Source organism: Magnetospira thiophila, from assembly GCF_054657015.1.
In genome coordinates, this window is record NZ_BAAHXF010000003.1 from 1 (window position 1) to 12,633 (window position 12,633).

Consider the following 12,633-nt stretch of genomic DNA (forward strand, 5'->3'; position numbering starts at 1 on the left):
GAGCGGGATGAATTTAGGTTGGTCCATATCCGGCGTTTCTGACGAGGTTGGCGCATTCCTGCGGCGGGAAGGCATCGAGTAGCCTTCCGATGGCCTCGCAGAGCGCATCGACGGTGCGCGCGGCCTCCTTGCGCAGCAGATGCTTGAGTTTGGCAAAGACCTGCTCGATGGGGTTCAGGTCGGGGGAGTATTTCGGCAGGAAGAACAGCTTGGCACCCGCGCCTCGGATGAGGCGGCGGATGGCTTCGCCCTTGTGGCTGCCGAGATTGTCCATGACCACGATATCGCCGGGCTTGAGGGTGGGGATGAGCACCTTCTCGACATAGACCCGGAAGCGTTCGCCATTGATCGGCCCGTCGAGAACCCAGGGCGCCTCAATGCGGTCGTGGCGGAGCGCGGCGAGGAAGGTCATGGTTTTCCAGTGGCCATACGGCACCTTGGCGTCGAGCCTTTGGCCGACCGGCGCCCATCCCCGGAGCGGCGCCATGTTGGTCTTGGTCCAGGTTTCGTCGATGAAGACTAGGCGATCAATGGCCACCCGGTCCTGATACGCCTTCCACTGTTCACGCTTACGCGCCACGTCGGGCCGATCCTGTTCCCTGGGAAGGACGCTTTTTTTTGAAACTCAGTTTTTCGGCATGCACGAATTCCCAGACGCTGCGGTAGTCGACCATCACCTTGCGCTCGGCCAGTTCCGCCACCAACCCACGCAACGTGAAGTCCTTCTCCTTGCACCGCTGGATAAGCCAATCACGGTGTTCTCCTCGGATTGTCTTCGGCCGGTTCCCTCCCATCTTGTCGGGCGCAACACTGCCCGTCTCGCGGAAACGGGTCACCCAGCGGATGACCGAACTGACACCAACGGCAAACCGCGCCGCGGCCTGGTGCCGAGAGAGGCCGCCTTCCTCAACGGCGGCGACCACACGCTCGCGGAGATCGTTCGAATAGGGTTTCGTCATCCATACTGGCCTCCTTTTCCAGCCAGTATGTTGAATCAGAATTGCGAGACTTTGGGAATCCCCTTTCGATTCACTCCGGCTTCATCCCGCTCTAGAGGTCTTGGCACTGCGAGGAGAAATCCTTTCGCTGCTCGAATCAGGCCATACGGTAAAACGCATTCATGAGATTTTGACCGACGCAGGTCGCATTAAAATCAAACAACGTGCGTTTTATCAGCACGTCAACACCCTGCGCAGCGAAGCGGCGCGGGAGAAGGCCGGTCAGGCCGTACCTGTGCGCACTGCTCCCCTTGCCCGCCCTCACAAGAACGTTCCCGCTACGACGGCCCCGCCGGTTCCTCCGGTCGGGCTGCCGTCGCGTGTGACCTTCAATCGACAAGCCACGCCAGACCTGATCGCCAGGATCTGGGATGGCGACACGGGGGAACCCAACGACAGCGATGGAGAAGACTGAATGGCACAGATCAACCTGATGCTCCAAGGCAAGGGCGGCGTGGGCAAGTCCTTCGTCGCCGGGCTCTTGGCCCAATACCACATGGAACGCGGCGCAGTGCCCTTGTGCTTCGACACCGATCCGGTGAACGCCACATTTGCCGGGTTCCCGGCCTATAACGTGGAACGGGTGCGGCTCGGCGAAACGGCGGACGAGGTGAACCCGCGCTGCTTCGATGGGCTGTTGGAGAAGATCGTCGAGGCCTCGGAAGAGGCCGTGGTGGTGGTGGACAACGGCGCGGCGACCTTTCTGCCCTTCGTTTCTTATGCGGCGGAGAATGCCGCCCTGGAGATCCTGACCGAGGCAGGGCACGAAGTGCGCATTCACAGCGTGCTGACCGGCGGGCAAGCCTTCGACGACACCCTGCTCGGCCTGTCGCAGGTTCTGGAGCGCTTTCCCTCGGCTCCCATCGTCGTCTGGCTGAACGAATACTTCGGGCGGGTCGAGAAGCGCAGCGGCGGCAAGACGGTCAGCTTCGAAGAATCCGGCCTCTACCGCAAGAACATGGCGCGCATCATCGCCCTGGTTCGGCTGCCGGAGCTGCGCCGCGAGACCTTCGGCTTCGATATCGAGACCATGCTGAAGGCCCGGCTCGGTTTTGCCGAAGCCATGACCAGCGGGGACTTCAACCTGATGGCCCGGCAACGGCTGCGCATGGTCTGGGGCGCGGTGCGTGAGGCCATGGACAAGGCGCAGCTCTGATGGACCTGCCCGCACCCCGAACCGAAGCGATCACACCGCCGGAGAACGCCTCCCTGGAGGAGCTGCGGGAATACCTGTGGCGCGTCCATCGGGTGACGGTCGGGGCGGACGATCCGATCCTTTTGCTGCACAGCCTGCACCGGGCCTTTCTGGCCGATACGGAGCGGCTGCTGGCGCGGCACGGGGAGGTATTGCAGGCGTCCGTGGCCACGGCGGCCCGGGGGTTCTCGGCGGAGATCCTGGGCTCCATTGAGGCGTTCCGCGACAAGGCCCTGACCGCCGGATTGGAAAACCGTCTCGAACAGATGACTGCTCAGGTCCGCCTGGCCGACCGCATCCGGGGACGGCTGCGCAGCGCCTTGTTGCTGCTGAGCGTCCTCACCCTGATCAACGTCGGCGCGGTGGCCCTGGCGTTGGCCGTTCTTCTTCACATTCTGCGATAAGGAACACGATCCATGAGCACCAACCTTTTGTTCAAATCCCTGCTCGTTCTGCTGGCCGCCGCTGCGCTGGCCGATCCGGCCCTGGCGGCGGGTTCCGCCGATTGGGTGGCCCCGGCAACCAACCTCATCGAGAGCCTGGAAAGCGGGCTGGTCAAGATGGGCTCGGCGGCGGTCGGGGTCGGGGTGATCATCGTCGGCCTGGTGGCCTGCATCACCAGCCGCATGGAATGGTCCAAGTTCGGCTATGTGGTGATCGGCGGTCTGTTGATCATGACCGGTCCGGCGGCCCTGCGCGCCCTGCTGGAGACGGCGCAATGAAGGCGCAGAGCGTCATCCTGCGGGGGGTACAGATGCCGCTGACCCAGTTCGGCGTGCCCCCGGAGATGTTCATCCTGGTTGTCACGGCGACGACCATCGCCTTCGGGGTGTTTGTCGCCGTCGATCTGATCGGTCTGGCGCTGATCGGGGCCATGGCCGTCGGGGCCGTCAGTTGGGTGCTGCCGTTCAAGGCGAACCGCACCGATCCGCACTTCGCCACCCTGCTTTTCCGGGGTCAGCGCTTCTGGCGCGGTCGCCCGCATCGGGTGTTGATCTCTGGAGCGCCCCGCTGATGTGGGGGTCGCTGCTCTTCACCGGCACCTCGGCCCTGCTGGCGGGCGGTCTGGTAGTGCCCGCTGCCCGGCGGCTGATGCTCGGCGCGGTCGATCACGACTGGCTGGCCGACGAGCTGGAGCTGGACAGCATCGAGCCGGATGGCCTGACCGTGCGGCTGAAGGACGGGGTTTTGTTCCGGGTCTTTCGTCTGCGCGGTTCCAACTTCAATGCCAAGGTGGAGACGCAGCAGGTGCAGATGCTCAAGGGTCGGGCGGCGCTGTTGCATCTGCTCGGCGAACTGGGGCTGACGATCCGACTGTTCGGGGTCAAGCGGCGACGGGAACTGAGATTCGAGGCCCGTTGGCCATCCCCGGCCCTGGCCGAGATCGGCGCGGCGGAACGGGGGCTGTTCCAGTCCTCCTATCACATCGAATGGTATCTGGTGCTGTCGGCGCGCAGTCTGCGCCCCCTGCACGAGGGGCAGGGCAAGGTGATGGCCATGGGGATGGACTATGCCCCCCGGGTGCTCGGTCTGGCCGAAGATCCGGACGCGCCCTGTGAACTGACCGGGTTCCTCAACTTTCTGGTCAGCGGCGACCTGCGCCAGGATCTGCCCGCCGTCTCCAGGGCGATCTCCGGCAACCTGCCTGCCGCCGATCTGTCCATCGACCGGCGGAGCGGCCTGATCACGGCCCGCCTGCCGTCGCGTCAACTGCATCGGGTGATGGCCGTACGCCAATGGCCGGAGGCGGTCTCCGGACGACTGGTCGGCGAACTGCTGGCTCTGCATGGGGATGTGGAGGTGGCGCAGCTCTGCGAGCCCTGGGGACGCGAGGAAGCGCTGATGCTGCTCAAGCGCAAGAAGCAGGCGCAAGAGACCGGGCTGATCGGCAATCCGGCGGTAGCGGCGGAATGCGAGGCGACCATGCAGTTGCTGGCCGAAGGTCATACGACCCTGTTCCATACCCAGTTCCAGATCATTTTGCGGGCTCCCGACGAAGCGGCCCTGGACGCTCTCACCGAGGCGGCGGGCGAACGGCTCGGCAAGCGCCGGGTGCTCTATAGCGTCGAGACCGAGGCGGCGGCGCTGTGCTGGTTCGACCGGCTGCCGCGCCGGACCTCGCGGCGACCGGGGATGAGTTCCCTGCTGCGCCCGCTGACCCTGCGCGAGGAAAACATCGCCGCCTTGTGGGCCTTTCCCCATTCGGCCACCGGCATGACCGAGGGGCCGTATGGGGCGGCACCGGTGCGCCTGTTCCGCACCCCTTCGGGGCAGGCTTATGCCCTGCAACTGCATGTCTCGGAGAAGCCGAAGTCGCGCGGCAACTATCTGGTCTTCGCGCCCACCGGCGGCGGCAAGTCCACCTTGATGATGCATATCTTGGGCGGCCTGGCGAAGTTCGAGGGGGTGCGTTCCTACATCTTCGATTCCAAGGAGGGGGCCCGGTTCATGGTCGAGGCCCTGGGCGGTGTCTATCAGGGCTATGACGACCTGGCGCTGAACCCGCTCGACGTGGGGGAGGATACGCCGACCAACCGGCATCGCATCTATTCCATCCTCAAGGCCATGGTCGCGGGAAGGGGCGAGGGGGACGACGACGACGCGGCTTTTGCCCATGCGGTGGAACTGGCCTTCACCGTGCAGCCGCCGGAACGCAGTCTCAACACCATCTATCCCTTCGCCTTCGAGAAGCAAACGGCGTTGCGCAAAGCCTTTGCCCGCTGGGTGGTGGACGAGAAAGGCAACCGGGGCCTGAACAGCCACATATTCAATGCCCCGCACGACAGTCTGGGCGGCTTCCTTGATCGCTCTCACATGGTCGGCATCAACATGAACGAGGCGCTAGACGATCCGGTGGTCGGTCCGCCGGTGGTGGCGCATATCGCCTCGGCCATCTATCGGGCGGCAGGCCATGCCAAGGGCTTCACCATCTTTATCGACGAGGCGGCGAAGCTGTTGCAGAACGACGGCTTCCGCAATCTGGCCATGGAGATGTTCCGCGAGTACCGCAAGCTCAACGGCTCGGTCGGTCTGGCCTTCCAGGACCCGGCGGCCTTGTTCAAGTCGCCGGGGGCAGACGCCTTCATCGAGAACACCTCGACCTTTTTGTTCCTGCCCAACAGTCAGGCCAGCGAAGCCTCGTTGCGCCCATTCAAGCTGAACGACGAACAGATCGCCTTCGTCTGCGGCGATGGGGAAGAGCGGCGTCCGGGCGAGCGGCGGGCCTTGGTGATCAAGCGTGACGCGGCCAGTGGCTTCGACGAGAGCGCCATCATCGACGTGGACCTGCGGCCCCTGGGCGCGGCGCTGCGCTTCTATCAGGCCGGACCGGACGCCAACCGGCGACTGGCGGCCCTTCAGGCACAATGGGGGGCGGCATGGCCGGATCATCTGTGACCCACTGGACCCTGAAGCGGGACCTGGCCTTGGTCGGTCTGCGCCGCAAGGGCAAGAGCAACCGGGAGATCGCGCTCAAGCTCAAGATCGCCCCCGCGACGGTGAGCCATCGGTTGTCCTTCCTCGGGGTGAGGGGCTGGGACGACGGCTACTTCGAGCTGCTGGTGGAATGGATCGGAGAAGTTGAACGACGGGCAAAAAAGACCCTGCCGCTACTGTTGCTGCTCGCCGTCGCCAGTCCGGCGCGGGCTGAATATCCGGTCATCGACACCACGGCCATCGGCAAGCTGACCGACCAGCTGAGCAAAATGCAGCAGCAGATCGACAAGCTCACCGAGCTGTCGAAGAAGGCTCAGGAACAGCTCAACGCCCTCGGCAAGATGGGACAGATCACCCTGCCGCTGATCAATCTGGCCAAGGTCGGGCGCGACCTGCGGCAGGATGCCCAATGTCTGGTGCCCGATCTGAGCAAGCTCATGCCCTCGGTCGAGTTTGAGGACATGGACTTCACCTCCATCTGCGAGGCCGGAGACGCCTATCGGCAAACCCTGTGGATTGATCCCAAGACGATCACCGCCAAACCCTGGGAGGACCAGGAAAAGGCGCGCAAGGCGGTGGAGGTGCGGCGCGACAACATGATCGTTGATGCGGCCTCCAAGGGCCTGGGTCAGGGCGACGTGGCAGCGCAAGGAGCGGAAGCCCTGAACAAGGCGGCGGGCGAACTGGAGACGGCGGCCGACGCGGCCAAGGATCAGAATGACCGGCTGGCGGTCATCGCCAAGGGGCAGGTGCTGATGGCCCGGGCCATGGCGCAACAGACGCAGATCCTGGCGCAGTTGCTGAAGGTGCAGTCGGCCTACGTGATGAAAGCCGGGGTGCCGCTGGACAGCCGTTTGGCCGGGGACGGAGAGGAGAAGGACGAATGAGAGCCATAGATTGCTTCACCTGCGAGATCGTCACCGAATACGTCAATCTGGCCAATCAATTCACGCAGGATTTGAGTGCGGTTCTGGTCGATCCGATGCAATTGCTCTTTCTGTCGTTGGTCGGTCTGTGGGTGGTGATTCACGGTCTCAAGATGATCCTCGGGCAGGCCGATCTCGCAGCCTTTGGTAAGGAGTTCGTCTTCGTATTTATAGCATGGATTTTGCTGACGGGCCAGGGTCCGGGGCTGGTCAACAACATCTATCAGGCCTCTTTGTCGGTGATGGGATCGGCCGCGAGCGTCGCCCTGTCGGTCGGCGAAGCGGGGCAATCCTCAGTGCAACCGAGTGGCCTTGCAGGCATGACGGCCCTGGTGGAGAAAGCCGAGACCGGGATCATGCAGGTGCTCGGCCTGGCCGGTCAACTGGCCCGCAAGACCTCGCTCACCAACACCCTGCCGATCTTCTATGCCATCGCGCTGGTCGTTCCGTACTTCCTGCTGCTCATCGTCTACTTCAGCCAGGTGGTGGTGTCGATCTTCCGGATCATGATGCTGGCCACCTTCAGTCCCTATCTGATGCTGGGCTTTGGCTTCGGCTGGGGGCGCGGCATGGCGGTCAGCGGCATGCGTACTTTGATCTCGTCGTTCATGGTCCTGTTTGCATCGACCGCCGCCCTGGCCGTGGTCATGTACGGCACGACGGCACTCAATGTCGGCGATCCGGTCACCTTCGACCAGGAAGACCTGTCGATGAACAACACGGCGTTGCTGCTGGCCATGGCCCTGGGCTGGATGGGCACCGCCTTTATGACCGAAGCCACCGGCCTCGCCAACTCCATCTCCGGATCGGCCCTCACCAACACGGCGGCAGGTGTCCTGACGGCGGGGATCGCTGGCACGGCCTTCTCCTTCGCCAAGAAGGGCCTCGTCGCCATGCCGGGCGGACCTGCGGCGATGGTTCTCGGGAAGGCGGCCAGTGGTGCCGCTCAGGCCACCGGCTGGACCGCCGGGGCCGCAAGCCATCCTATCGCGGCCTTCGAGCAGGTCTCGACCCGCGCCGCTGAAATCCTGAACCGAGTCCGCAACATCAACGCAAAGCCATGAAGGAGGCGACCGTCATGAGGAATGTTCTGCTGGTGCTTTTGCTGCTGCTCCTGGCCGTCGTTGGATTGGGCGGCTGTGCCGTCACCCCACAGGTGGAAATGCCGACCAACGAGGGTTCCGGGGCCGATGAGATGCGCCAAAGCCCCTGTGCCTGCCTGCCCCTCCAGTTTGACGGAAGAGGCTTCAAATGGATGAGCTGACCCCCCTGGACGAGAACCGGACGGTGAGCCATGCGGCGGTGTTCAGGGCCGATCCGTACAGCTTCGGGGTGGCCCATCGGCGTCTGGCCTGGCTGCTGCGCCTGAGCGTGGCGATGAACGTGGCGCTGCTGGGTGGGCTGTCGGTGACGGTCAGCGCCTTCGCCCATCTGTTGCCCTTGAAGACCACCGAGATTGCCCTGGTGCGCACCGATCCGGACGACAACCGGCTGTACCGCATCGAGCCGGTGGAACGAACGGTGCAGGGACTGGACGTGCTGCTGGAGAACATGGCCCGGCGCTATGTGCGGATGCTGCTGGAGATCGACACGGTGACCCAGACGGAGCGCTTTCGTCAGGCCTTCACCATGACCGACCGGGCGTTCTACGAGCGCTTCCGCCGCGAGCGTATCGACAGCGGCGCGGTGCAGGATGCTCTCGATGCCCGTCTGACCCGTTCGATCACCGTGGAAAGCGTGGACCGCATCGATTCCTTCGGCGGCACCTACAAGTATGCGGTTGACCTGGTGCAGACCGACCACAAGGACGGGGCGGAGATCGAGCGCAAGAAGCTGCGGGCCTATCTGAACCTGACCCTGCGTCCGCAGACCGTGCGCGCGGCGGACAAATACGAAAACCCTCTGGGCATCACCGTCCTCGACCTGGTTCTCAAGGAAAGGGCCAACTCATGAATAAGATTCCTTATCGGCGGGCAGGTTGCCCGGCCCGCCTGTCCCCCTCAAGCGCCGGGCGCACCCTCCGGGTGCTTGGCTCGCTCCGCTTACGCTTCGCGGCGCCTCAATGGCGCTGCCGTCGCCCGATAGGGGCGACGGTGGCCCTTTTTTCCCTGTCGTTGATCCCCTTAACCCCCGCCGTGGCGCAGACGCCGTTCCCCAACGGCGGGCCACAGCGTCCGGTGCCGGAGTCCGCCGTGGCGCAAGCCAAGCGGCAGGCCGACGGGGACTATGGCGAGCTGCTGCGGTTAAGCGTCGGCGGTCAGATCCAGGCGGCCTGGGACCGGGCCGACGAGACCGCCGGGGTCTATCGCACCCTGGTCTGTGCCGACTGTACTTATAGGGTGCGGTTGCGCGAACGCATGGTGACGGTGATCGAACTGCCGGAGGGTGAGAGGATCGAACGTGCCGACCTGGGCGACCCGGCGGCATTCAAGGTCACCCTGCGCGGCCCGCGTCGTCTGTCGGTGATGCCCGCCGGGTTCGGCCTGGACAGCAACATGGTGGTGCATGGCCGTTCCGGCGCGTTGTATCCCTTCTATCTGCGGGCCGAAGGGTTCAATGCCGATACCCTGCCCGATCTGGTGGTGCGCATCGAGGGGGCGGTCGATGCGCCGCCGATCATCGCCCCGGCAGGCAAAACCGATATTCAAACCCTGGAGCTGCCGCCCCCAGGCACATCGGCGGCCTCAGATCTGTCCGATACCCCGGCGGAACCGCTGCCCGACGACTTTGTGGAGACGGTGCCCTTCGATCCGGACAAGCTGCGCGGTTGGGGCGATTACGAACTCTCGGGCAGTGACGATCTGAAGCCGGAGACGGTGTTCCGGGACGATGTGTTCACCTACGTCCGTTTCGGGGAACGCTGGCGGGATCTGGAACTGCCCACCGCCTATGTGGTGGTGGACGGGCTGGACGAACTGGTCAACACCCGGGTTCGGGGGACCACCTACATTATCGAGAGCACCCAGCCGCTGATCACCCTCAAGTCCGGCACCCGGTTCCTGTGCATTCGTTATAGCGGAGGGGCGTGATGGGTTTGTTCTGCGAAGCGGCCCTGGCCCTCGGCCTGACCCTCGGTGGCCTGTGCCAGACGGCGACGGTGGAAGGCGCGCCGCCGTTGCCCGATGGCGACGAGGCGGCCTGGACCTTCAATGCCCCACCGCCGCCGCCGGTGCCGCAGCCGCAAAAGCCGCCCGCCTTCCCGCCGGTGGTGCTCACCCGGGTGATCAACAATGCGGCCCCGCCACCGCCTCCGGCCCCGATCCCGCGTCCGCTGGTCGTCGCGCCGCGTCCCGATCCCTATCGGATTGCCCTGCAAACCGCGCTGGCCCATCCGGCGATGTTCGACGGCGACGGCCTGATCGACGGGGCCTTGCCCGGACCCAAAACCCCGCAACTAGCCCGCCTGACGCCCGGCATGGAAGGTGGGGCAATGCCCGGGGAGCCGGAAGGTTATGGGGCAGAGCGACGGCTCTCCGGTCCGCCGGTGGACAACGCCCGCATCCTGGCGGCCGACCGCTACATCAGCGGCGTGCTGGAGACCGGCATCAACAGTCAGCTCGACAGCAAGGAGGGGGGCGAGGCGATCATCCAGACCAGCCGCGACGTGTTCGGCTATCACGGTCGCAACGTGTTGATCCCCAAGGGCTCGCGGTTGATCTGCGATTACGAGAGCCCGAAGCAGGTGGGCAGCACCCGGCTGTCCCTGACCTGCAAGCGGGTGCTCATGGCCGGGCACCGGGCGGAAATCCTCGAACTGGCGGCCCCGGTGGGCGACCAGCAGGGGCGGGCCGGAATCACCGGCGAGGTGGACAACCGCTTCTGGGAAAAATACGGCACGGCCATCCTGATCTCGGCAATCTCGGCCACCGTGCGGTTGGCCAGCGCCCTGGCCGACAAGGGGGACGCCACCTCCTCGGTCGGCGCGGTCACCGGCGAGGGGGCGCAGGAACTGTCAGAGAAGTTCGGCGAGATCACCGCATCTGTTTTGGAACAAACGGTCAATCTGGTGCCCATCGTGACCATTGCCCAGGGGACGCGGGTGCAGATCCGGCCCGCCCACGATTGGTACATCCGCAAACCCGGACAAGGAGACGGAACATGAAGACGCAAGCCCTGATCCTGGCGCTGGCCGTTGCCGCGCTGCTCGCCGCCCTGGCGGCCCCTGCGGCGGAGACGCCCGATCCAGCCGCCGAAGACGATCCGGCGATGATCGCCACCCTGGCCGCCAAGGTGAATATTCTGACCCGCGCCGCGCGGCTGACCGAGATCCCCGAGGGCGAGCCGCTGCCGCTCGATCTCAGCCTGCTCACCGTGCCGGGGGCATCGCCGGACCTGACCCGGGGCGTCACCGCCAAGGCCTACGCCCGTTATGTGACGGTGGAAGACAAGCGCATCGGGCAGGTGGTGCTGGTCGGGGTGGAGAAGGACGGGCGGCGGGAGGCGTTGGACTCCAACCTGTTCTCGGCCCAGTTCGAACTGGACGATCCGCGACTGCAACCGGCGGCCCCGGTCACCGTGCAGGGGGACGGGGCGAGTCTGATCGAGGCCCTGAAGCGGCTGGCCGAACATCCGGCAGAAACGCCAACGCAAGAAGAGCCCGCCGTTATCGCCTCCACCGACGACGGGGCCAAACCGGCCGGAAGCAATGCTACGGCCAACGATCCGGCGGCGGCCTACAAGACCCCTGATCCGGTGCAATTGGCCGACGCCCCCACCGAGACGGTGAGTGTGGTCACCGAGGGTTGCCCGGTGCGCATCGACATCGAGCAACTGCGGGCCATTCAGCAATCCAAGACGGTGACGGCGACCGGCGGCGTGGTCGCCTCGGAAACCCCCTGCACCGACGGGGCGGAGGGCTTCACCCTGCAACGCAGCTATTCGGTCTGTTCCGATCTGGTGGACATGGAGGCGCGCACGGCGACGGCGCAGTATCTCTTATATTATGTGGACGCGGGCGGGGCGCGTCAGGAGGTCACCGAATGCGCAGCGGACAGCGATCAACTGTTCCCCATTGTCGAGACCTTCACCGCCTGCACCCTGTTGCTCGATTATCAGGCGCAACAGGCGGTGCCCCAGTCGGCCCTGATCTATCGGGATTCCAACAACGCCGACGTGCAGGTGCGGGGCTGCCAGGCCTCCGAGACCAAGGCCCCCGTGCCCATGGTGCGGACCACCAACGGCTGCTCGATCCGCCACGACTACGCGGGCGGCACCTCCTATCAGCAGGGCACCTGGACCTATGCTCTCGACGGCATCACCTATCAGGCGGGCGGCTGCACCGACACCGGCGTCGAATATGTCCATGAACAAATCTACGAGGGATCGGACGGGCAATATGTCTGTTCGCCGATTGTCGATCTGGACGGCGGCACGGTGACCCTGCAAAGCCGGTTGCGGATCAACGTGGATGGGGTGAAGCAGTATATCACCGAATGCGCCCCGGACACCTCGGGGGCGTTGCCCATCGCCACGACCACCGGGGGCTGCGACAACCCGGCGACCTGGGAACACGACCTGACCGCCGGGGTCAGCTATGGCGAGGAGCGCTTCTACTACCTGCACAACGGGGTGCCCGTCTATGTCACCGGCTGTCAGGCCTCGGCGGCGGTCTATGCCCATCAGGTGGAGACCGCCGGTTGGCAGAACCATGACGACCAACTGTTCGCCTATGCCCTGAGCACGGTCTATATCACGCCGCCCAGCGGGCGCTACGACATCAAGACCGCCGAAGTGCTCCAGGGGGCAACCCAGATGCCATTCGAACTGACCGGCACCGACACCCTGCCCAACGGGCAATGGGAATATGCGGGCTGCGATGCCTTGCAGTTGACCGACCTGGTGGAGATCTGGCGGCGGCCGGACGGCACCGACTACGAGAAGGCCATTGGGGCCGGGGTGCCGACCGGGCCGACCGACGTCTGTGTCGATACGGTCACCGCGTCGGGGACCTTCGGCACGGGGTACGCATACTTTCAGGGGGGAGGATTTTGCACGATATTTGTCAATGGTGATTATGAAAATCACCCCAACTTTTCTGCCGCTCACTACTATGGGACGGTCAATAGGGTATCACGAAGCA

Annotated in this window: 14 protein-coding genes; 13 read left to right on the forward strand and 1 reads right to left on the reverse strand. The window is 64.8% G+C overall.

Annotation, left to right across the window (positions count from 1 at the left end; genetic code table 11):
- Nucleotides 1-13: 13 nt before the first annotated feature.
- Nucleotides 14-959, reverse strand: a protein-coding gene (locus tag ACYQ1P_RS17570; RefSeq protein ID WP_460018340.1) for an IS630 family transposase whose coding sequence is annotated in 2 segments (ribosomal slippage) — nt 14-619 and nt 621-959 — 945 coding nt in all. Because the reading frame shifts where the segments join, the coding sequence is not laid out codon by codon here.
- Between the two features lie 100 nt (nt 960-1,059).
- Between ACYQ1P_RS17570 and ACYQ1P_RS17575 the strand changes: the two genes are divergently transcribed.
- The 13 genes from ACYQ1P_RS17575 to ACYQ1P_RS17635 all read left to right on the forward strand — a co-directional run.
- Entirely contained in the window at nt 1,060-1,413 is a 354-nt protein-coding gene (locus ACYQ1P_RS17575; protein WP_460021628.1) for a TraK family protein, read from the forward strand.
- Nucleotides 1,414-2,154, forward strand: coding sequence for a P-loop NTPase family protein (locus ACYQ1P_RS17580; protein ID WP_460018338.1), 741 nt, complete (start codon nt 1,414-1,416; stop codon nt 2,152-2,154).
- Nucleotides 2,154-2,597, forward strand: a complete 444-nt coding sequence (locus ACYQ1P_RS17585) for a hypothetical protein (protein ID WP_460018337.1) — start codon at nt 2,154-2,156, stop codon at nt 2,595-2,597. Before ACYQ1P_RS17580 ends, ACYQ1P_RS17585 begins: the two co-directional genes overlap by 1 nt.
- A gap of 12 nt (nt 2,598-2,609) precedes the next feature.
- On the forward strand, nt 2,610-2,915 hold the full coding sequence (locus ACYQ1P_RS17590; protein WP_460018336.1) for a TrbC/VirB2 family protein: 306 nt from the start codon (nt 2,610-2,612) through the stop codon (nt 2,913-2,915).
- Nucleotides 2,912-3,208, forward strand: coding sequence for a hypothetical protein (locus tag ACYQ1P_RS17595; RefSeq protein ID WP_460018335.1), 297 nt, complete (start codon nt 2,912-2,914; stop codon nt 3,206-3,208). Before ACYQ1P_RS17590 ends, ACYQ1P_RS17595 begins: the two co-directional genes overlap by 4 nt.
- The gene (locus tag ACYQ1P_RS17600) at nt 3,208-5,589 is read left to right on the forward strand and encodes a VirB4 family type IV secretion system protein (protein WP_460021629.1); all 2,382 of its coding nucleotides are present in this window, start codon (nt 3,208-3,210) and stop codon (nt 5,587-5,589) included. The genes ACYQ1P_RS17595 and ACYQ1P_RS17600 overlap by 1 nt, the downstream gene beginning before the upstream one ends.
- A complete protein-coding gene (locus ACYQ1P_RS17605; RefSeq protein WP_460020107.1) occupies nt 5,571-6,515 on the forward strand; it encodes a hypothetical protein in 945 nt (314 codons plus the stop codon). The genes ACYQ1P_RS17600 and ACYQ1P_RS17605 overlap by 19 nt, the downstream gene beginning before the upstream one ends.
- Complete coding sequence (locus ACYQ1P_RS17610) at nt 6,512-7,618, forward strand: TrbL/VirB6 family protein (RefSeq protein ID WP_460020106.1); 1,107 nt, start codon at nt 6,512-6,514, stop codon at nt 7,616-7,618. The genes ACYQ1P_RS17605 and ACYQ1P_RS17610 overlap by 4 nt, the downstream gene beginning before the upstream one ends.
- 14 nt (nt 7,619-7,632) lie before the next feature.
- Nucleotides 7,633-7,818: a hypothetical protein gene (locus ACYQ1P_RS17615; RefSeq protein WP_460018330.1), complete on the forward strand. Its 186-nt coding sequence runs from the start codon at nt 7,633-7,635 to the stop codon at nt 7,816-7,818.
- Nucleotides 7,806-8,507, forward strand: a complete 702-nt coding sequence (locus tag ACYQ1P_RS17620; RefSeq protein ID WP_460020153.1) for a VirB8/TrbF family protein — start codon at nt 7,806-7,808, stop codon at nt 8,505-8,507. Before ACYQ1P_RS17615 ends, ACYQ1P_RS17620 begins: the two co-directional genes overlap by 13 nt.
- Complete coding sequence (locus ACYQ1P_RS17625) at nt 8,504-9,583, forward strand: TrbG/VirB9 family P-type conjugative transfer protein (protein WP_460020154.1); 1,080 nt, start codon at nt 8,504-8,506, stop codon at nt 9,581-9,583. Before ACYQ1P_RS17620 ends, ACYQ1P_RS17625 begins: the two co-directional genes overlap by 4 nt.
- Entirely contained in the window at nt 9,583-10,656 is a 1,074-nt protein-coding gene (locus ACYQ1P_RS17630; protein ID WP_460020103.1) for a TraB/TrbI/VirB10 family type IV secretion system protein, read from the forward strand. Before ACYQ1P_RS17625 ends, ACYQ1P_RS17630 begins: the two co-directional genes overlap by 1 nt.
- Nucleotides 10,653-12,633, forward strand: a 1,981-nt coding sequence (locus ACYQ1P_RS17635) for a hypothetical protein (protein ID WP_460021657.1), incomplete at its 3' end; no start/stop codon positions are given. The genes ACYQ1P_RS17630 and ACYQ1P_RS17635, both read left to right, overlap by 4 nt.